This is a genomic window from Streptomyces sp. NPDC002825 (assembly GCF_040295385.1).
Classification (GTDB): domain Bacteria; phylum Actinomycetota; class Actinomycetes; order Streptomycetales; family Streptomycetaceae; genus Streptomyces.
This window is the reverse complement of record NZ_JBEOVH010000023.1, coordinates 116,128-136,895: the sequence shown is the minus strand read 5'-3', so window position 1 is coordinate 136,895 and position 20,768 is coordinate 116,128. Positions and strand designations below refer to the sequence as shown.

Genomic DNA, 20,768 nt, shown 5'->3' with positions numbered 1-20,768 from the left:
GAGGCGCCGCTAAGGGCGCCGTCCCGTGTGCCCACCCGTCCCGCCCTGGGGGTCCCCCCGGACGAAGTCTGGGGGAGGGACGATTGCCCACACGGGGCGCGGGCGTGGGGGCCTTGGCCGTTTCGTTGCGGGTGGGCACCGCCCCGGCGGAACGCATGACCGCACGGGGGCGCGTCAGACCCCGGGGGTCGGGCGTTGGTTCCAGCCCGCGATGACCGGCAGGCCGTGTTCCCTCGACAGGCGGCCGACCCTCGCCGTCGTGAGGAGGAACAGTCGGCCCTCGGACGCCGGCAGCCCCAGGTACCGCGCGGTCAGGACCCGCAGCAGATGCGCGTGCGCCACCAGCACGCCGTCCTCCGCCGCACCCGCCAGAAGGGGCGTGACGCGTGCCAGGACCCGGTCCGCCCGTCGCCCCACGTCCTCGGCGGACTCGCCCGGTCGCCCGTCCGGGTGCGGAGGCACCCCGTCCCGCCACAGCGACCAGTCCGGCCGGGTCTCGTGGATCCGGGCCGTGGTCCTCCCCTCGTACCCCCCGTAGTCCCACTCGCACAGGTCCGCGTCCGTCTCCGCGCCCCGCAGGCCGGCCAGCTCGGCCGTGTCCCGGGCCCGTCGCAGCGGACTCGTACGCACGAAGGCGAAGGACCGGCCCGCGAAGAACGGCGCGAGCGTCCGCGCCTCCGCCTCGCCGTCCGGCGTGAGCGGCAGATCCGTGCGGCCGGTGTGCCGTCCGGCAGCGCTCCACTCCGTCTCCCCGTGACGGATCAGGAGGAGGTCACCCATGCCTTCTTGATAGCACCGTTGCCGGACCCCCGCCCGCCCGGCGCCGCCCCGGATCCGCCCCGGAACCGGCCGGGGACCGACCAGCGCCTCCGGTGTAATGGAGAAGGAAGGGGCCAGGCTTGTGGGCGTGCTGCGGTGGTGCGATCCTTCCGCCATGCCCGCGCACTCCCCGCCTCTGGAACACGGATCGGTCCTCGCGGAGGTGAGGCAGGTGAGGCGAGCAGGCCTCGTCCGGCTGCGCGAGCTGCACCTGCCCGGACTCGCCCGCCTGTCCCTGGACGTGTCCGGCGACCCGGCGGGCGACGGCGACCGGGGCACCGTCGCCGGCATCGAACGCCTGTTACGGACCGCGGTCTCCCGGATCGGCGGCGGAAGTCTTCAGACGGCCGCCGAGTACAGCCTCGGCCTCGCCCAGGGCACCCGCGACTGGCCCGCCTCGGAGCGCCGCCGCCGGGCGGCCCAGGTGTACGGCGTCAGTGTCGAGCGCTTCCGCAAGCACCACGAGCTGATGGTGCTCGGGCAGATCACCGAACAGGTCCTCGTCCTCGTCAGCCGTCCCCTCCCCGGGGATGCGAGCACCCCACGTCGCGAGAGCGAACCCCCGCCCGCGGCCGCCGGCCCCCTCGCGCCCGTCCACCGCTCGCTCCGGCTCCGCCTCCCCGGCCGGGCCGCGCCCGTGACCGTGCGCATCCACGTCCACTCCGTCGACCTGCTCCGCGACGTGGACGTCGTGCTGTCGCCCTCCAACACGCACTTCGTCCTGCCGCCCCCGTACAAGTCCTCCGTGTCGGCCACGCTCCGGCGCGCCGGAGCGCGCCTCGACCACGCCGGGGGGCTCATCGAGGACCACCTGCACGACGAGTTACGCGACTGGGGCCACCGCCAGGGGATCGCGGGCCGCGCGGCGCTCCCCGGCACCGTCGCGGTGACCTCGGCCGGCGCCCTCGCCGCGCAGGGCCTCCGGCGCATCCACCACGTGGCCGTCGCCCAACCCCGGCCCGGCACCAACGACTACGACGTCCAGCCCGCCGACGTCACGCGCGGCGTGGCCCGTTCCTTCGCCCTGCTCGCCGAGGAATCCGCCCGCCACACGCCGCCGCTCACCTCCGTCTGCCTGCCGCTGCTGGGCGCCGGCCGGGGCGGACTCACACCGCTGGAGAGCTTCGGCGCGCTCTGGCCGGCCGTGGAGGCGGAGCTGGTCCGCGGACGGCCCTGGCAGATCCACTTCGTCGTACGCGCGCACGCCCGTGCCGATCTCATCGAGCGTCTCCTCGCACCGCTCGCCGAGCCGAGGTCCGCACCGGCATACGGCCCGGCATCCGATGCCGCCGCGACCCCGATGTCCGACCCGATACCCGGCCTCTCATCCGGCCCGATCACCGACGACCGGGAGACCCCATGAATCCGTACGCCGTACTCGCCGCCGCCGCGGCCCGCTGGGAAGAGCTCGCCGGCGGTCTCGACGGAGCGCGGCGCGAGCGCCTCGCCGAGCACCTCGCCGGCGTGCGGCGCGCGAAGGACGAGCAGGGGCGGGCGACGGCGGCGGAGGCCGCGGTCCACGTCCTCCGGGAAGGGCTGCCGGACGAGTTCGGCGCCGAGGGCGAGGCCCGGTGGGCGCCCGACGTGCTCGACGACGCCTACCTGGGATTCCACGCCGAGGACCTCGCCGTCCTGCTGCTCGACGGTCACCGCATGGTCGGCCCCGTCCTCGGGCCGGTACGCGAACGGCTGCTCGCCGCGCCCGCCCTCAACGCCGACACCGTGCTGCGCCGCGGCGGCGACCCGTACGCGCGCGAGCTGATCAGACTGCGCGGCCCGGGCGGCGTTCTGCGCCTGCCCAGGTTCCAGTTCTCCGACGGTACGCTCCCGTGGATGGCCGTCCTCGAGGTCAACAGAGTCCTGGAGGCCGACCGTGATCCCTGGGGCGCCGCGGACTGGTGGCTGTCGCCGAACGCCTGGCTCGGCGCCCCGCCCGCCGAACTCCTCGGCGGACCGACGGAGCACCAACTGGCCGATCTGGCAGGTTTCCTGATGGAGGGTGAGTAGTGCCCCACTACCGACCGCCGGCCGAGATGACCGGAGCCCCCGGCAAGGTCACCCTGGCGCGCGGCACCGTCCTGTACCGCGTGCACGCGGCGCACCGGGACGCCGCCGACTTCAACCCGATCCCCGCGCACTGCCTCTACGGCGGCGGACGGTTCGACGGCACGTCCTGCGATCCGTACCCCTATCTGTACGTCGGTCTGAGCGCCGAGGCGGCGATCTGCGAGACGCTGCTCCGCTCCCTGCCGTTCGACCCGGCCGGCGGGCCCCGGCTGCTGCCCCGGGTGGGCGTCGCCCGACGGAAGCTGTCCACGCTCCGGCTCGCCACCGATCTGGACGTCGTCCCCCTGGTGTCGGCGCGCGATCTGGCGGCCGTGCACCAGGACAGCTGGCTGGTGCACACCGAGGCCCAGGACTACGCGTACACCAGGGACTGGGCGCACTGGATCCGGCGCCACACCGAGCCCTGGGCACAGGGCCTCGTCTGGTCCTCGAAGCGGGAACCGGCCGACCGGACCGTCGTGCTGTTCGGGGACCGCTGCCCGCCCGGCGCGGTGCGCAGCGAACCCGAGAGGGCGGTGGACTTCGGCACGGCCGAGGGGGAGGAGTGGCTCGACTCCGTGCTCCAGCCGTACCACGTGCGGCTCTCGGCCTGACCATGGACGGACAGATGGAACCCGTACCCGACGACGCGGAACTCACCGGACTCCCGGACGCGGAACTCCCCGGACCCCCGGACGAGGAACCCACCGGACCCACCGACGAGGAACTCCGCGAGGCGCGCGACGAACTCCTCGACAGCATCTCCCTCCTGCCGTCCGACGATCCCGAGGCCCCCGAACTCTGCGCCCGCGTGGGCGCCATCAGCTCCGTGCTGCTCGCACGCTCCGGCCTGGCCGAGGACCTGGAGCTGGGCGGACAGGCCTTCGAGCTCGCCTTCCGGGCGCCCGGTGACGACGAGGTGTGGTCGGCCTGGCGCATCAGGTACGCGTACGTGCAGGCCTGCCGTTACGACGAGGAGGCGGACCCCGCCCTCCTGGAGCAGGCGATGGACCTGGCCGGGGAGGGGCTGGCGGGGATTCCCGAGGCGGACCCGGGCTACGAGGAGGAGTTCGCGGTCGCGTGCCACCTCCTCGCGTACGGCTCCAAGGCGCGGGTGATGAAGCTTCCCGAGCAGTACGACGCCGCCGAGCGCGGCACTCTGATCGCCGAGTCCCTTGAGCACCACTACCGGCTGCTGCCCCTCCTGGAGCCCGGCACCGCGGCCGAGGTCGACCTGCGCGAATCCCTGGGCTATCTGCACCTGTTGCGCGCCTCGGGAGGCGGCGGGGACTCCGACGACGCCGTCGCCGCGGCCGGCCACTACCGGGCCTCCCTCGACGCGGCGCTGCCCACCAGCGACCTGCCACTGGTACGCCACAGCATCGGCCTGGCCACGATGACCCACGGGTGCGCGATCCAGGACCGGAAGGTCCTGGAGGAGGCCAGGAACGAGATGGGCGCCGCGCTCCACCAGGTGCGGCTCGCCGGCGAAGAACCCTCGTGGGCGTGGGAGTCGGAGATTCGCGGCGCCTACATCCGTACCTTCGTCTGGGCCCGCTGCAAGGACCACGCCCAGGCCGCCGCGGCGGAAGCCGACCTGAACCGGCTGCTCGCCGCCCCGGACGCACTCGAACGGCTCACGCCGCACTATCTCGACGCGTTCGGCCGCCTGTTGTTCGAGCGCGCCGGCCTGCGCGGGGACGGCCCGGCGAAGGACCGGGCGATCGGAATGGTCCGGCGGGCGATCGAGCAGTGGCAGCCCGCCAGGGACGGCAAGGTCACCGTGACCGCCTTCCTCCTCGCGGGCTATCAGCAGGGCCGCTACCGGGAGGACCCGGACGTCGAGCGCCTCCACGAGGTCCTCCGCATGACCGGCCTCGTCCTGGCGGACGAGGAGTTCGCCGAGGAATTCCACAACGTGACCCGCATGGTCGGCGGATGGGCCCTGTCGATGCTGGAGCAGCGGCACGGAGTCCGGCCCGAGTCTCTGGACCACCGCCCCTCGGGCCTGAGCACGCAGGAACAGGACCGGTCGATCCTCGCGCTGTTCGAGGATCTGAAACAGGGGCGCGCGTTCGCGGACTTCAGCGAGAGCGACGACGAGTTCCCCGGCCTCCTGGAAGGCACGGCGAACCCGTCCTGGCTGCGGGACGCCTTCCAGGGCGAGTACGAGCGCTGGCTCGCCACGGAACCCGGGCGCCAACGCGCCGAGTTCGCCCTGGCCCTGCTGACGGTGCTGCCCCTCTACGACGCGCACGCCACGCATGTCACCGCGGCCCAGAAGGAGGCGCTGACCGAGTGCGTCCTGAACGCCGAGGGCGACGAGACGTGGCAGTGGCGGGCACACTCCTGCGTCGCCCAGGTGAGGCTCTGGGAGGAGCTGAACGGCCTGGGATCGGGCACGGACGACGTCATGGAACACCTTGCTCGGGCGCGGGCCGCCGCCGGGCCCGAGCACAGCGTGGGTGCCGCGCTCGACATCAGCGGGATCATGGCCACCCACCACCGTGGACAGGTCGCGGGCGCGGCGGACGACATGGAGGCCGCCCAGGAGGCCATGCGCCGCCTGGCGGGTGACAACCGCCTCTCCGCGTACCAGCGACGCGTGATAGCCGCCCAGGTCGCCATGGGCAGCGGACACCGGGCCGTGGAGGCCGGCGACCTCGGCGCGGTGGACACCCATCTGGCCACGATGACGGAGACGTACGCCGCTCTCCGCGACGACGACCCCTCGGGCATCCAGCTGTGGACCTCGATCGAGGCCCTGCGCATGGGCCGCGACGAACTCGCCCGCGACCTCGGCGCCCCCGCGGCGCCGCCCCTGACCGGTCGCCCCGGCGCCCACCGGCTGCGCAAGGAGGCGCGCCGGCTGCCCCGTGACCACCGGGCCTGGGTCCTCGGGGACAACGGCATCGCCCGCTGTGTGCGGGCCCTGCGCACCCGGGACGCGGACGGCCTGGAGGAGGGCATGGGCCTGGCGCGGGAGGCGTACGGGCTGGTCGACGAGGGAACGGAGAGCCGACTGCGGTACGGCGCGTTCCTGGGCACGGTGCTGTGCTCCGTCGCCGCGATGCAGCGCAACCCCGTGGTCCGCTCGCGCGAACTCGCCGAGGGGATCGGCTTCCTGGAGACCGCGTACCGCGGCCTGGGCGGGCCCGAGCACCCCCAGTACGCGTCCGTGTCGCTCGCCCTCGCCCGCGCCTACCGCATGCGCGGCGCGCTCGGCCGCGACGACCGGACGAACGGCCGGCGCATCGGGCTCGACGCGCTGCGCGGCCACGCCTGGGCCGCGCTGCTCCAGTCCGGCACCGACCACGCCGCCGTGGCGGCGGAGAAGGCCACCTCGACCGCACTCGAAGTGGCCGCCTGGTGTCTCAAGGACAACGCCCTGGAGGACGCCGTCCACGCCCTCGACTCCTGCCGCGGACTCGTGCTGCACGCCGCGGTCACCTCCCGCCAGGTGCCCGAGCGGCTCGTCGCCGCCGGTCGTCAGGACCTGGCCGACGAATGGCGGACCGGCGGGGGCGCCGCGGACCCCGCCCTGGATCCGCTGGCCGCGCTGCGCGCACCGCAGGCCATCCCCAGCCTGCTGCGCCGCCGCGTGCTCGCCGCGCTGACAGGGGCGGACGGAGTGCACGACCGGCTGCTCGACCCGCCGGCGGTGGGCGAGATCGGGACGGCCCTGCGCTCGCTGCGCAAGGACGCCCTGATCTATCTGATGCCCGCCACCGACGAGCACGGCGGCACCGCCGTGGTCGTTACCTCCGGCGGCGACGTCCACACCGTGCCGCTGCCGCGCCTCACCGAGGACGCGGCCCCGCTCCGGGACTACCTGCCCCGGCGGGGCGCGGGGCGGGAGGTTCCCGAGAACCCGGAAGCCGACGGGGCCCCGGCCGACGCGGACCGCTACATGGGGCCCGTGCCGGGATCCGGTCACAGCGCACGGCGCCGCGCCGCGCCCCTGCGTGAGCAGCTCGACCGGCTGTGCGGCTGGGCCTGGTACGCGGCCGTGCGGCCGCTCTTCGACACCTTCAGCACCCCCGGCGGCCGCCCGCCGCGCCTCGTGCTCGTACCGATGGGCCCGCTCGGGCTCGTCCCCTGGCACGCGGCGTGGGCGGACGGCGAGGACGGGCGGCGGTACGCCCTCCAGGAGGCGGAGATCTCGTACGCGGCCTCGGCGCGGCTGCTCTGCGAGGTCGCCTCCCGCACCCCGGCGCCGTACACGGGCGGAGGCGCGCTCGTGGTCGGCAACCCCACGGGCGACCTGCCGTACGCGGGTGAGGAGGCCGACGCCGTGCAGCGGGCGTTCTACCCGGGGGGCACCTTCCTCGGCCGCCGGGCCGACGGCACCGCCGACGGCCCCGGCACCCCCGACGAGGTGCTGTCCTGGCTGACGGACTCCGGGACCGACGAGGGCGGGGTGCTGCACCTGGCCTGCCACGCGGCGATCGCACGCGACGCCCGCCGGACCGCCCATCTGTCCCTCCACGGAGGCGACTTGGCCGCCGAGGAACTCACCGAGGCCATCGGGGGAGGAGGCGGCCGGCTCGGTCTCGTCGTGCTCGCCGCCTGCCGCAGCAGCGTCTCGGGGCGCGGGCACAACGAGGCCTACAGCCTCGCCACCGCCTTCCTGGTGGCCGGAGCCCGCTCGGTGGTCGGCTCGCTCTGGCCGGTGCCAGACGACGCGACCTCACTGCTCATGTTCCTCACCCACCGCTACCTGCGGACGGAGGGGGAACCGCCGGCGAAGGCGCTGCGCCGGGCCCAGCTGTGGATGCTGGACCCGGCACGGGAACTGCCCGAGGAACTGCCCCCGCTGCTCGCACACCGGGCCCGGAGCCTCGACCCGGACGATCTGAGCGCGTGGGCCGGCTTCACCCACCTGGGACAGTAGGCGGTGGGGCGACCGGCGGCACCACCGTGCGCAGCGTCACGGTGCGGGCCGTCCACCGGCCCTGCGGCGCGGGGACGCGACGCATCGGGCGAGAGCCCGGCACGGAGGGGCCCCAGGCTTCCAACTCGTACGGAAGTGTGTTCAGTTCACTCTCGGAGACGATCAGTTTGAGCCAATCCCGGCCGCTCGCCCCGGGGACTGCGGACCGTTCCGGCGGCAGGACGAGTTGCACGGCCTCGCCGTCCAAGGCGTAGCCCGTGCCGCCGGGACCGATGAAGTGCCCCGGGAAGAGCTGCGTGTGGCTTGCGTAATCGTCCGTCAGGGCGATCAGCACGCACCACAGCGCGCGGCTCGTCGAGCGGTTGTGCAACCGGATGGAGACGCGCGGCTCCACACTCTCCGCCCATCTGTCCGTGGCGTAGGCGCAGACGATCTCGCCCGCGGCGTCGGGCGTCAGCACCTGGTCGGACGCGTCCCAGGGCGTGATCTCCACCCGAACCAGGCCGTCCAGGGCCGAGGGCCCCGGCGCGAGGTCACGGATCAGATGCCACCGGGTCAGATGGTTCAGACAGACCGGCAGCCGCCGGGCGCCGTCCGGCCCCCGCAGCGGCAGCGGGTCGGTGAAAGGGGTGCCGTCCCGGCGCAGGACATGGGCCAGGCCGCCCTCCAGGTGAACCCGGAAGTGCAGGTCGCCCGCCTGCCGCGGGTCGTCGAGGACCCGCAGCAGGGGAGAGACCGCGATCTCCGTCCGTACCGCGTCGAGCAGCTCCGCTTCGGGCTCCGCCGCCGAGCACCAGACGGTGGCCGGCGGCTGGGGGAGGGCGGAGAGGGCGACGGGGTAGACGCGGTTCGTCGACGGCGTCCAGTCCACCGGGTCGACGAGCGTGCGCGCGGTGTGCACGGCCCGCGCCCGGAGCGACGGCGCGGGCACGGCCTCCGGTCCCTCACCCGGCACCACGGTGAACTCGGTGGCCGCCGGATCCGGTCCTTCGGCCAGACCGTGGACGGCGCCGCAGTCCACCTCCCAGCCCTGCGCCCCGAAACGCAGCAGATAGGGGCTCCTCGGCCGGGCGGCGGCCCCGCCGAGGAACGGCGCGTCGGCGAGCGAGCCGGCCCCCGCCGGGTACAGCACCGGCTGCTGACGGCCGCCGGCGCGCTGCAGACGGGCGTCGGCGGCCGACAGCAGCTCCCGGTACGTCACCCCGTCACGGGCGTCGCGGACCGCGCCGAGCAGGGCGTGCGTGAAGGCGCCGTGACGGCGCCCCTCGTAGTCGTCCTCGTACGAGTACTGGTCGAGGCGCGCCGCGGCGAGCAGCACATGCCGGGGCGCGGTCCACCCCGGCTCGGGCGTGGCCGCCCGGGGCGCCGCCGACGGGAGGCCGTCCTCCGCCCCTCCGGTCAGGTCCCACGAAGGCGCCGGCGCGGCATAGCGGACCCGGCGCTCGTCCTCGCGTGTGGCGCCGCCCGAGAAGCAGCAGTCAAGCACGGCCGCGACGTGCGCGCCGCGCGCGGCCACGCCGTCGAGGAGGCTCCCGAGCCGCTTGTCCAGGAGGGGACCGTCCACACACACCAGGGCCTGGTTCCGGCCCGTCGCCTCGATCTTGAGATGCGCCTCCTCCCGGGCGAGGGACTGCGTGCCGTGGCCGGAGAACCACAGCAGCGCGGTGTCCTCGGCACCCGCCCGGCCGAGATGTCCCCGTACGGCGTCCTCGACGGCGCGGCGCGTGGCCTCGCCGTTCAGCAGCGTCCGGACGAGGACGTCCCCCGCACCGCGCTCCTCGAGCAGGCGCCGCGCCGCGGCGATGTCGTTGAGACAGCCGCTCAACGGCGGGGCCGTCCCGGACGGGTAGTCGTCGATGCCGACAAGGAGCGCGTAGATCGAACCCATGCGGGAGAGTCTCGCAGGAGCGCGCGAGCGAAAGGGTCCTCTTGACGGCCGGAAACTGGTCGTTTTCTGGGTGCGACCTGGCCGACGCAGTCACAATGTGCCTTCCACAGAGCACTATTGATGTGATGTCAGCCACCTCTTTCCGTCGACGCGGTCTCTGTGTCCGGTGGTGGTGCGTGACGGCAGAACTTCTCGGGGGACGACACATGGGTCACATCGAACGGCCGCGACGCGTCGTGGACTCGGGCGGCACCGCGCCGGCCGGCCCGGCACGCGGCACCGGGACGTCCCGGAGGCTGGTCACCGGGCCCGGCGCGCGCCCCGGAGGCCCGCAGGGAGGACGCGGCACGCCCCGCGAGCTGTACGACCCCCGGTCCGAGCGGCTGCGCGGCGCCGTCGGCCGGCTCGACGCCGGCCTCGACGAGGCCGCGAGCCGGCAGCTCGCCGACTGGGCCCGCGAGGAGTACGAAGCCGCCCACGGCGCCGTACCCCTCGGCTTCGTCGCCCGCTGCTACCTCGGCCCGCCCTACGTCGACCACGTCCTCAACCTGTTCCAGGTGATCGTCCGGCACTACTCGCCGGCGGAGGCCATGCCCGACCCCTTCGGCAGGGCCCGCATGACCGCCCGCTCGGGCGGCTACGCGTACGTCGAGGTCTACGACAACGGGCTGATCCTCCCGGTCCTCGAAGACGGCACCGTCGTACGCCCCTGACCCTGCGCGACCGCCCGGGGGGCAGGCCCTCGCGCGGTCCCGTACGCCCATCCACCCACCCGAACGGAGAACCGACGCAATGGTCGACAGGGACTTCGCCCTTCATCAGAAGGTGCGCGAGGTCGGCAACCTCGTGACCCGGCTCAGCGAGCAGGTCGGCGCCGTGTCCGGACAGGTCGCGTCCGTCGAGAACCGGCAGCAGCAGACCAGCAGTGAACTGCAGCAGCTCCGCGCCGACTTCCTGGAGTTCGCCCAGCACTCGGTGCGCCTGGCCAACGTCCAGCGGGCCGAGACGAAGATCGGCGTCATCCAGGACGAGATCGACCACGCCTTCGGCCACTACAAGTCGGTCCGGCGAACCGCCGTCGGCATGCTCCAGGCCTTCGACATCGGCATCGTGTCCGAGGACAGCGTCCGGCTCGTCAGCGACCAGCTGATGCTGCAGACCCCCCGCTACTGGCTCGCCCCGGCCCTGGTCGCGCTCGCCTCCTGGTCCTCCGACGACCGCGACCTGTGCGAACGCGCCATCGAGGAGGCGTTCCGCCGCTCCCCGGAGCGCACCTCCCTCTTCTTCGCGCTCGTCCTGCGCCGCCAGAACAGGCGCCAGGCCGCCGTCCGTTGGCTCCGGCACTACCTGATCGCCCAGGACCCCGCCCGGCTGGGACGCGAGTTCGCGGTCATCCTGGAGTCCATCGCCCAGGGCGCCTTCGGCCCGGAAGGCCGGGCGATGCTCGACTCGACCCTCCGCGAATGGCGCGAGACGCTGAGCGCGGACCCGGACACCCGGGCCCGGCAGGTGCAGCGCTGGCGCGAGGAGATCGAGTCCCTGCGCGTCCCCTCGGCCAAGGGCCGCTTCCCGAGGCTGTCGGCGGTCTCCCCGCAGTGGCCCGCCCTCGACGGCGCGCTGTCCGGGGCCGGTGCCCATCAGGTGCTCCTGGACAAGTACCAGGCGATCATGGCGGGGGAGTCCGAGGCGCCCGGACGGCTCGAGGACGCCGTCGACGACATCCTCGACCGGCTGGTCGCGGAGTACGACAACGAAGAACTGCCCCTGCGCCGGGACCTGGCCTTCAACAAGAAGGTCGTCGAGCGCGACGGCGACGTGCAGACCGCACGGCGGGAGACGGACGCCGACTCCTCCTCGTACGAGGAGACCCTCGACTACCTGACCGTGCAGAGCGCCGCCGCGCTCAACCCGGCCGCCATCGGCACCTCCGCCGCGACCCAGCGCATGGCGGTCGCGGCCTGCGACGAGTGGTTCTTCCAGGCGCACACGGGCTTCACCCGGGACGTGCGCGGTGCCGTACCGGACGACGTGCGGGCGGTCTTCGGCTCGTCCCACACCGTCGGCGCGCAGGTCTTCCAACTGCCGCCCTGGGAAGGATCCTTCAACCGGCCGCTCCAGGAGAACGAGGCCGCGCTCGCCGGCCACTGGGACCGGCACATGGCGCCGTTCATCGACGGGCTCGCGTACCCACTGGCGAACAAGCTGGTGGCGCCCGTCATCGTCGTGCTCGGCATCCTGTTCCTCATCGGCCAGGCCAGCCTGGGCTTCGCGTTCGTGGCCGCGCTGATCGTCGGGGCCGTGTGGGGCCTGGTCGTCTTCCAGGGCTACAAGGCGGCGGAGAAGCTCCAGGCGAACGCCCGCGGCCTCCTGGAGCAGGCCAAGCTGGAATCGCTCCACCAGCTCCGTGGCGCGGCCGCCGAACTGACGGACTGGTACGAGACGTTCCGCGCGGCCGACGTCGTCGAGGCCAGGTGCCGGGAGTTCATCACCTCGCTCGCCACCGCTCATCACGGCCCCGCTCCCTTCGAAGGCCGGACCGTACTCAAGGAGGACCACCGATGAGCACCCCGCAGAAGCCTTCTGTCCCTCCGCAGGCGGCGGTACCCGCGCAGGCCGCCGTGCCTCAGCAGGCCCCGGCCCCGGCGGTGGTCCGCCGGCCCGGCACCGACTCGCCGTGGGCCGCCCGCCGCCCGGAACCGACCGAGCGGGCCACCAGCCGGCTGCGCCGCCTCGTCGAAGGCCTGCCCGACTGGGAGCCGCTGCCGCCCGGCGAGACGCTGGTCCGCCGGCCCGGCACCGGCCGATGAGCGGATTCTGGGGGCACGGCGGGCCGTACGGGGAGTGGGCGGAGTTCCTGCGCCGCTGGGCCGCGGGCGAGTCCGTGGACCCGGCGCGCCTGCCGCCGATCTCGGCGGAGGCGTACGACGGCGACACGATCGCCCGGCTCACGGCTCACCTCGTCCAGGCCCTCGGCACGCGCCTGCAGGCCTGGGCCGACGCGCTGACGAGGGCCATGAACGCGGTCACGGACGAGTTCGAGGCAGGGCGCGAGCTGGCCCAGGCCCGCAACGGCCTGCGGCCCATCCGCGCCCTCGCCGGCCATCCCCGGCTGCCCGAGCAGCTCCGCGGGCGGCTGACCGAGGTGGTGGACCAGCAGATCGTCCAGGTGCAGGAACAGCTGGAGCGGCTCCTGGAGGAGGCGGCGGGGGAGGACCCGGGTGCCGACTGGGTCGAGGAGCGCCGCCGCACGCTGCGGGACAACAGGCTCACGGCCGTACTGGACGCACCTGCGCCGCAGCAGTCGAGCGGGCCCACGGCCGATCCGTGGACGTACGACCCCGCGGCGGCACCGCGCCGCAGGGTCCTGAGGGACTGACCGGAGGGGCCGACGGCCCCGCCACTCCCGCTGTTGCCTCCACGCATGCGAGCCCCGCCCAGCCTCCCGCCCCGTCCGAGCCGATTCCCGAAGGTCCCCGATGTCGAACTACGCCGATTCCCTGAAGCACCTCGACAGCTACATCTCCGCGCGCGTCCCGGTCATCGGCATGCGCACCATCGAGCAGGAGCGGGCGCTGCGGCTGCTGAGGGAGGCGGCCACCCAGTCCCGCCGCAGCAGCCTGCCGTTCTGGATCTACACGCGGGCGACCGGCCTGCGGGACCTGCGCAGCAACACCACCGTCATCGACGACCGTTCCCTGACGGGCGCCATGGACTTCGCCGCAGCCCAGTTCACCAGCCGCGCCAACGCCACCGTCGTCTTCGTCGACCCGGCCGACCTCGAGAGCGACACCCCGGTCGCCCGGCACATGTCGGAGCTCGCCCGGCTGGCCGGCAACAACATGGGCAGCATCGTGGTGATCACCGACAGCCCCATCTGGAGCGGTCTGCAGCGTCTCGGCATGAGCCTGCACCTCGACCTGCCGCACCCGGACGAGACGTACGAGACCCTCAGGGGCTTCCTCGCCGACCACGAGGGGATCATGCCGGTCCGCTGGGACGAGGGGGACACGCGGCGGGCGGCGGAGTTCCTGCGGGGGGTCACGGAGGCCGAGGCGATCAACCTGATGGCCACCGTGGCCGCGAAGGGCGCCATCGAGAAGGAGGACGTGCTCGGCCTCGCCCAGGCGAAGGACCGGATCTTCAGCGATCTGACCGGTCTCGAGAAGGTGCGCCTGAAGGACTCGGACTACACCGTGGGCGGCCTGACGAGCCTGCGCGCCTGGCTCCAGCGGAAGCACCAGCTCATGCACGCCGACCTGCGCGAGACGCAGCTGCGGCCGCCGCGCGGGGTGCTCCTCGTCGGTGTGCCGGGCTGCGGCAAGTCGCTGTCCGCCAAGGCGATCGCGAGCGAGTGGCAACTGCCGCTGTACCGGCTCGACATGGGCAGCATCCACGGCAAGTACCTGGGCGAGTCGGAGGGCCGCTTCCGGGAGGCGCTGGCCATGGCTGACCGGGTCGCGCCCTGCATCCTGTGGATCGACGAGATCGAGAAGGGACTGGCCGGCCGGGACGACGGTTCGGGTGTGCCGCAGCGGATCATCGGCCAGTTCCTCTTCTGGCTCCAGGAGTCGGACTCGCGGGCGTTCGTCGTCGCGACCGCCAACGACGTGCGGAGTCTGCCGCCCGAGCTGCTGCGGAAGGGCCGCTTCGACGAACTGTTCTTCGTCGACCTGCCCGACGCGCAGGACCGCAGGGAGATCATCGAGCTGTACTACGGGCTCTACCTGAAGCAGGCGCCCGCGGCGGAGCACCTCGACCGGCTGGTCGACCTGTCCGAGGGTTTCGCCGGTTCCGACATCGCCGCGGCGCTGCACGACGTGGGGGCCGAGGCGCACCTGAGCGGCGGCGTGCAGTTCCTGCGCCCCTCGCTCATCGTGGACGCCTTCGCCAACACCGTCCCGTTGAGCCGGGTCAACCCCGAGCAGATCGAGGAGATCCGGGCCTGGGGCCGCGAGCGCGCCGTCCCGGCGGGCCGCTCCACCGTGGCGGCGTCCCCGGGCGCGAGCGGCCCCCGGCGCATCGTCTTCATGGAGGACTGAGCCAGGCCGGCCGTACGGGTGGCGGCGCGCACCGCCGTGCCGCCGCCGCCCGCACCTAGGCCGTCTCTTCCGGATCTTGCCTGACCCGCGACGCCTGGCACCGCACCTCGCTGCGTTGTCGGGCCCGCCCAAGTACGTCCAGTAATCGGGCGACCCTCCGCCTTGCGATGTACGGCACCAGACGCCGCGGGCTTAACCGGCAAGATCCGAAAGAGACGGCCTAGTCGTGACCGGCGTGCGCGTCACCGAAGGGCGTGGTGACTCCTTCGTAGGAGAGGCGCAGCATCATTCCCTGCTCCGCGTGGGGCAGGTTGTGGCAGTGGTTCATCCAGATCCCGGGGTTGGCGGCCCTGAACGCCACATCCCAGACCTCTCCCGCCCGCACCTCGAACGTGTCCCTCCACAGCGGGCTGCCGGACGAGGGCGTCCCGTCCCTGGAAAGGATCAGTACGGGGTGGCCGTGCAGGTGCCAGGGGTGAGTCTCCAGGCTTCGGTTGACGACCGTGAACCGTACGACGTCGCCTTCCGTGACCAGCAGGTCCGGGATCGACGGGTGCCCCCGCCCGTTCACCGTCTGCGCGTACGCCGGCCGGCCCTCCACCAGGGCGACGGCGCGGTCCAGCACGAGGGTGAAGTGCCGGTCGGCGGCGTCCGGATCGAAGGGGGCGCGGGCAGGCGTTCCGTACCGGAGGAGATCGAGCTCCGGCCAGTCGGAGGTGTCCGCGGTCCAGGGTTCGCGGTCGGCGTTCTCGTCCGGGTGCAGGGACACCCCGGTGTCGCGGTCGTCGTCGAGCATGAGCGCGACGGGCCTGTCCGGCATGACGAACACCAGGTCGTGGCGCCCGCCGGCGGGCAGCCGCAGGCTCACGTCACGGACCTGCTCGGGTTGGTGGAGGTCGCGGCCGTCGACGGCCGCGACCCGGAACGGGGTTCCGGCCAGCGCGAGCCGGTGCGCATCCGAATCGGTGTTGATCAGCCGCAGCCGTACCGCCGCGCCGGGTGCCGCGGTCCGTACCGTGCGCCCGTCCTGATCCCCCACGACCAAGGTCCCGGCGAAGGTGTGCACGGGCAGGGTGAGGTCCACCGACTGCCGGCCGGAGCCCTCATCCGAGGGTCGCCCGTCGCGTGGTGTGACGACGAGGGTCCCGTACAGCCCCTTGTGCACGCCCGGGTCCGAGGCCTCGTGCGTGTGGTACCAGTACGTGCCCACCTGGTCGGCGCGGAAGCGGTGGACGAACTCCCCACCGGGCGCCACCGGGTGCTGTGTCAGGCCCGGTACACCGTCCTCGCCGCACGGCACGTCGTAGCCGTGCCAGTGCAGGGTGACCCCGTCCTCGATGTCGCCGTTGCGCAGCGTCACCTCGATGACATCGCCCTCGGTGGCGGTGATCGCCGGGCCCGGTACCTGCCCGTCGTACGTCCACGCGTCGACCTCACGTCCGGACGCCAGCCGCGCCGTCGCCTTCTGCGCGGTGAGCACGTGCCGCCGCGTGGTGCCGCCGGGAGACGGAGTCCCGAGGCCGCGCAGATCGGCCACCGACCGTGCCGTGGCGGAGCCGGCCGAGGGAGCAGGGCCGCCGCCCGTCGTCATGGAGCCGGCGGGCCTGAACAGCAGGCCGACGCCTGTGCCCGCGGCGCCGACTCCGACCGCGGTGCCGACGAACCTTCGTCGGCTGAAGGCGGACTGACGGTCCGTCTTCACACGTGGGCCCTCCGCCTCCCGCGCCACGACGCGGGCGGTCAGCACGGCGCCGGCCGACACGAGCGCGATCGTGATCAGCGCGGTCGACCAGGTGAGGGGGTACCCGGCGACGAAGGTCACCACGAGGCCGGCCAGCGCGGCGTACCCGGCGGTGAACAGCGAGACGACGCTGCTCACCGGCAGGCGCTCGTCGGCCGCCGTTCCGGCCACCCTTCCCGCCGTCCGCAGCCGGGGCCCGGCGACGAACACCGCGGTCGTCCCGGCGACGCCGAGCAGCGGAAGCCCCAGCAGCACCTTCTCCTCGACGAACCACCACCCCCGGCCGGCCAGGACCGACACGGTGGCCGCCCGGGCGAGCGTGACCAGGACGGCCGCGGCGAGAAGTCCGAATCCCAGCCGGCGGCGCCGGACGGCCGCCGCGACTCCGGCCCCGAACCACGACACCACGCCCAGCAGGGCGACGGCGTGGTCCAGGACGATCAACCGGCCCGTGGTCACTGAGCGGTTCCCGTGGCGGTCCCGGCAGCGCGGGCATCGGCATCGGCGGCCTGGACGGTGGACGCCGAGGAGTACGACGGCTCTCGCGCCTGGCGGAGGATCCTGCCGGCCACGCCCATCATGATCAGCGCGTTGACGGCGTGCAGGCCGAAGACGAGTCGACCCGCGGTCGTGGTGTCTCCCGTGTCGCCGAACGCCTTGGCGAGGGCCGCGATCAGGGGCTGGGCGACCCCGAGCCCGGCGAGCAGACCGGCCATGCCGATGAGCCGGCCGGGCACGCGGGCCAGCGCGGTCGTCACCGTCGTCACGAGCGCGAGGAGGACGATCAGATAGCCCAGGGCCCGGTGCGGCCGGAAGGCCTCGTCGTGGGGCGCGGTGTCGAACGCTCCGCTGCCGGCCAGGAAGAACTGGACGACGATCGCGAGCATGAGCGCGGCCGCCAGTACGGCGATGGCTTTACGCATCGAGGGGCACCCTTCGGATCGGTGTGGGACGTGTTCTCTCCGTCTGCGGAATCACGGAAGGAATCGTCGCCTCGACGCCACGCGGCGTCCTCCGACGGCGGTCGGCCGGGCGTACGCAGATCTGCGTACCCGGCGGGCGTTCGGGCGCGCTCTCCGCCGTACACGACCGCGGACCGACGAGCATTCGGCGCCGTCCGCCCTGGCAGTACGATCTCGGGTATGCAACGCAGAGCCGCGCCGCCGGCAAGCATGCGACTCCTGACGCCGAACGGAACGGCCCACCGATGAACGCTCCGACGAACGCGCCCATCAGGGTTCTCCTCGCCGATGACGAGCGTCTGGTGCGATCCGGGTTCAAGGTGCTGATCGACCTCGAGGACGACTTCGAGGTGGTGGGGGAGGCCACCGACGGCTCCGAGGCCGTCGAACGGGCCCGCGCGACCCGGCCCGACGTCGTGCTCATGGACATCCGCATGCCGAAGCTCGACGGGATCCAGGCGACCGCGCAGATCGTCAAGACCCCCGGGCTTCAGCATGTCCGGGTCCTGATCCTCACCACGTACGAGACCGACGCGTACGTCTTCGACGCGCTGCAGGCCGGTGCCAGCGGCTTCATGCTCAAGGACGCGGGACCGGCCGAACTCCTCCACGCCATCCGGGTCGTGGCCGCCGGAGACGCGTTGCTCGCCCCGCGGATCACGCGTCGTCTGATCGCCCAGTTCACCGAGCGACGGGTCGCCACGCAGGCCGGCGAGGACCGGCTCGCGGTCCTGACCCAGCGCGAGCGTGAAGTGCTGGCGCTGGTCGGACAGGGGCTGAGCAACGACGAGATCGGCGCCGAGCTGTGCCTGAGCCCGGCCACCGCGCGCACCCATGTCAGCCACGCGATGGTGAAGCTGGGTGCGCGGGACCGCGCCCAACTCGTCGTCATCGCCTATCGGACGGGGCTCGTCAGCCCGTAGCGGTCGAGGCGCCGGCCGTGCGTGAGGCCGTTCGGCTCGGATCCACCACCTCGACGGTGGATCCGAGCTGCGGGAGGCTCAGACCCTGACCCCGTCCTCGACCTCGGCGGGGCGCGTGGGAAGTGTCTTCGGCGCCCGGCGTCCGGGCATCCACCAGTTGGCCTTGCCGCACAGTTCCATCACCGCGGGGACGAAGATCATCCGGACGACGGTGGCGTCGATGAGGACGGCGACGGCCATGCCCAGACCTCCCTGCTTGACCGCGACGTCGGGGCCGAGCAGCGAGGTGGTGAAGACCGCGATCATGATGGCGGCCGCGGCCGTGATCACCTTGGCGGTCCGCGCAAGGCCGGTGGCGACGGCCGTGCGGGTGTCGCCGGTCCGCTCGTACTCCTCACGGACACGCGAGATCAGGAAGACCTGGTAGTCCATCGACAGGCCGAACAGGACCGGGAACATCATCATCGGCACCCAGGTCGTGACCGGCATGGCGGCGGGGAACCCGAGGGCCGTGCCGAGCCAACCCCACTGCACGACCGCCACCAGCACACCGTAGGCGGCGCCGATCGACAGCAGGTTCATCAGGGCGGCCTGCAGGGCGATCGTGACCGACCGGACCAACGCGATCAGCAGCACCATGGACAGGGCGATGACGACCGCGATCATGAGGGGCAGGCGCGAGCCGGACTCCTCGGCGGTGTCGATGGTGCCGGCGTTCGGTCCGCCGACGAGGACGTGTGCGCCGCCGGTGCTCCGGGGCAGCACGTCGTCGCGGAGCCGGTGCACCAGATCCGTGGTCGCCTCGTCCTGGAACCCCGTCGTGGGGAAGGCGGCGAAGGTGACGGCCTGCCCGTCCTCGCTGACCCGGGGCGGTGTGGCGTAGGCGATGCCCTCGGTCTTGCGGACCGCCTCGACGACGGGACGCAGATCGGCGCCCCCGGAGCCGACCTCGCCGGCGAAGACCAGGGGTGCCCCGTACCCCGGACCGAAGCCCTCGGAGAGGATCTCGTACGAGATGTAGCTGCTCCGGTCCCGGGGCTGGACGCTGGCGTCGGGCTGGCTCAGTCGCATCGACAGGGTCGGGGCGGCCAGCGCCAGCAGGACCCCGCCGGCGAGGAGTGCGGAGACCAGCGGCCTGCGCTGCACCACGCCGGCCCAACGCTCGGCGAGCATGGGCCTGTTCCGGCGCTGCGCGCCGGCCTCCCGGTTCCGGCGGGACGCGCGGCGAGGCAGGCGCAGCGAGTTGATCCGGTGTCCGGTGAAGCCCAGGAACGCGGGCAGCAGCGTCAGGGCGGCGATCATCGTGACCAGCACCGTGATCGACGTGGCGACGGCCAGCCCGGTCATCAGGCGCTCTCCCATGACGAGCAGGCCCATCAGGGCGATCACCACCGTCGTGCCCGCGAAGAGCACCGCGTGACCGGCGGTGGCGATGGCCTTGACCGTGGCGCTCTCGGGGTCGTCGCCGTCCCCGAGGCCGTCCTTGTAGCGGGTCACGATGAACAGCGCGTAGTCGATGCCGACGCCGAGCCCGATCATCGCGCCGAAGGTGAGAGCGAAGTTCGGCGCGGGAACCAGGTGCCCCACCAGCTTCATCAGGGCGAGACCGCCCACGATGGCCAGGAGGGCGGTCGCGAGCGGCAGGCCCATCGCCACCAGCGATCCGAAGGCGATGAACAGGATCACCGCCGCGGCCACGAGGCCCACGCTCTCGGCCGGGCCCTGCGGGGGCGTCTCCGCCTTCTCCGCCATGTAGCCGCCCAGCGCGAGCGTGACGCCGTCGCCGGAGGCGTCCTTGACCCTGTCGACCAACGGCTTCACCTCGCTCTTCTCCAGCCCCTTGTCGCTCAGCGGGATGGTCGTACGGGCGATGCGACGGTCCTTCGTCACCAGGCTCTCGTCCTGATACGGCGAAGTCACCGGGCCGGTCACGGGCGAGCCGGCGAGCTCGGCGATGGTCTTCTCGATCTTCTGCCGGGCGGCCGGATCGTCGATTCCCTTGTCGGCCCTGATCGCGAGGGTCAGCCTGTCCCCCTGCTCCTTGGGGAAGTGCTGCGCCAGCAGCTCCTGCGCCTTGGCCGACTGCGAGCCCCCTCCGGAGAAGTCGTTGTCGGGGGCGGCGCCGTAGCCGAAGCCGACGAAGGCCACGACGATGACACCGATGACCCAGGCCAGGAGAACGAGACGGCGGCGGCGGAAACAGAAGCGCCCCAGTCCCGCGAGCGTTCCCTCACGGGGAGACTCGATCGTCGACATCATCTGCTCCTCAGCGGTTGAGCCGTGCGGCACGGCGTGCTTCTCGGACGAAGGGGAGGTTGATCGGTCACAACGGCGATCGTGTCGCGCGCAAGGGGGCACTGACCTCTGACGACGGATGGCGACGTCTACGCAATCGGACGTAACCGGCCGCGCCGCGCCGCGCCCGTCGACGTAGCGGTTCGCGCGTCTGAGCGGAG

At 73.1% G+C, this 20,768-nt stretch carries 15 protein-coding genes; 10 read left to right on the top strand and 5 right to left on the bottom strand.

The genetic code is table 11. From position 1 onward, the window contains the following. Window positions 1–174: 174 nt before the first annotated feature. A complete protein-coding gene (locus ABT041_RS26545; RefSeq protein WP_351188592.1) occupies window positions 175–780 on the bottom strand; it encodes a histidine phosphatase family protein in 606 nt (201 codons plus the stop codon). Between the two features lie 154 nt (window positions 781–934). On the opposite strand from ABT041_RS26545, the gene ABT041_RS26540 reads away from it, so the two are divergent. Genes ABT041_RS26540 through ABT041_RS26525 form a run of 4 tightly spaced genes read left to right on the top strand, consistent with a single transcriptional unit; the run spans window position 935 to window position 7,759 of the window. Next, complete coding sequence (locus ABT041_RS26540; protein WP_502976597.1) at window positions 935–2,182, top strand: hypothetical protein; 1,248 nt, start codon at window positions 935–937, stop codon at window positions 2,180–2,182. Further along, window positions 2,179–2,826: a hypothetical protein gene (locus ABT041_RS26535; protein WP_351188587.1), complete on the top strand. Its 648-nt coding sequence runs from the start codon at window positions 2,179–2,181 to the stop codon at window positions 2,824–2,826. The genes ABT041_RS26540 and ABT041_RS26535 overlap by 4 nt, the downstream gene beginning before the upstream one ends. Next, on the top strand, window positions 2,826–3,479 hold the full coding sequence (locus tag ABT041_RS26530; RefSeq protein ID WP_351188585.1) for an RES family NAD+ phosphorylase: 654 nt from the start codon (window positions 2,826–2,828) through the stop codon (window positions 3,477–3,479). The genes ABT041_RS26535 and ABT041_RS26530 overlap by 1 nt, the downstream gene beginning before the upstream one ends. A gap of 14 nt (window positions 3,480–3,493) precedes the next feature. Continuing rightward, a complete protein-coding gene (locus ABT041_RS26525) occupies window positions 3,494–7,759 on the top strand; it encodes a CHAT domain-containing protein (protein ID WP_351188584.1) in 4,266 nt (1,421 codons plus the stop codon). Here the strand turns inward: ABT041_RS26525 and ABT041_RS26520 are convergent. Continuing rightward, window positions 7,740–9,647, bottom strand: a complete 1,908-nt coding sequence (locus ABT041_RS26520) for a caspase family protein (protein WP_351188581.1) — start codon at window positions 9,645–9,647, stop codon at window positions 7,740–7,742. The genes ABT041_RS26525 and ABT041_RS26520 overlap by 20 nt on opposite strands. Before the next feature lie 206 nt (window positions 9,648–9,853). Here ABT041_RS26520 and ABT041_RS26515 point away from each other — a divergent pair, with 206 nt between their 5' ends. From ABT041_RS26515 to ABT041_RS26495, 5 genes are all read left to right on the top strand, one after another. Beyond that, window positions 9,854–10,360, top strand: coding sequence for a hypothetical protein (locus tag ABT041_RS26515; RefSeq protein ID WP_351188579.1), 507 nt, complete (start codon window positions 9,854–9,856; stop codon window positions 10,358–10,360). Between the two features lie 79 nt (window positions 10,361–10,439). Further along, a complete protein-coding gene (locus ABT041_RS26510) occupies window positions 10,440–12,209 on the top strand; it encodes a hypothetical protein (protein WP_351188576.1) in 1,770 nt (589 codons plus the stop codon). Continuing rightward, window positions 12,206–12,454: a hypothetical protein gene (locus ABT041_RS26505; protein ID WP_351188573.1), complete on the top strand. Its 249-nt coding sequence runs from the start codon at window positions 12,206–12,208 to the stop codon at window positions 12,452–12,454. The genes ABT041_RS26510 and ABT041_RS26505 overlap by 4 nt, the downstream gene beginning before the upstream one ends. Further along, on the top strand, window positions 12,451–13,023 hold the full coding sequence (locus ABT041_RS26500; RefSeq protein WP_351188571.1) for a hypothetical protein: 573 nt from the start codon (window positions 12,451–12,453) through the stop codon (window positions 13,021–13,023). Before ABT041_RS26505 ends, ABT041_RS26500 begins: the two co-directional genes overlap by 4 nt. A 100-nt stretch (window positions 13,024–13,123) precedes the next feature. After that, window positions 13,124–14,686 (top strand): AAA family ATPase, encoded by a 1,563-nt coding sequence (locus ABT041_RS26495; RefSeq protein ID WP_351188568.1) that lies wholly within the window; start codon window positions 13,124–13,126, stop codon window positions 14,684–14,686. A gap of 220 nt (window positions 14,687–14,906) precedes the next feature. On the opposite strand, the gene ABT041_RS26490 is transcribed toward ABT041_RS26495, so the two are convergent. Both ABT041_RS26490 and ABT041_RS26485 read right to left on the bottom strand, forming a co-directional pair. Continuing rightward, window positions 14,907–16,886 (bottom strand): multicopper oxidase family protein, encoded by a 1,980-nt coding sequence (locus ABT041_RS26490; RefSeq protein WP_351188565.1) that lies wholly within the window; start codon window positions 16,884–16,886, stop codon window positions 14,907–14,909. Further along, window positions 16,883–17,350, bottom strand: coding sequence for a DUF6220 domain-containing protein (locus tag ABT041_RS26485; RefSeq protein ID WP_351188562.1), 468 nt, complete (start codon window positions 17,348–17,350; stop codon window positions 16,883–16,885). The genes ABT041_RS26490 and ABT041_RS26485 overlap by 4 nt, the downstream gene beginning before the upstream one ends. A 284-nt stretch (window positions 17,351–17,634) precedes the next feature. Here ABT041_RS26485 and ABT041_RS26480 point away from each other — a divergent pair, with 284 nt between their 5' ends. Next, window positions 17,635–18,312: a response regulator transcription factor gene (locus ABT041_RS26480; protein ID WP_351188559.1), complete on the top strand. Its 678-nt coding sequence runs from the start codon at window positions 17,635–17,637 to the stop codon at window positions 18,310–18,312. 78 nt (window positions 18,313–18,390) lie between these two features. On the opposite strand, the gene ABT041_RS26475 is transcribed toward ABT041_RS26480, so the two are convergent. Next, on the bottom strand, window positions 18,391–20,568 hold the full coding sequence (locus ABT041_RS26475; protein WP_351188557.1) for an MMPL family transporter: 2,178 nt from the start codon (window positions 20,566–20,568) through the stop codon (window positions 18,391–18,393). Window positions 20,569–20,768: the final 200 nt, after the last annotated feature.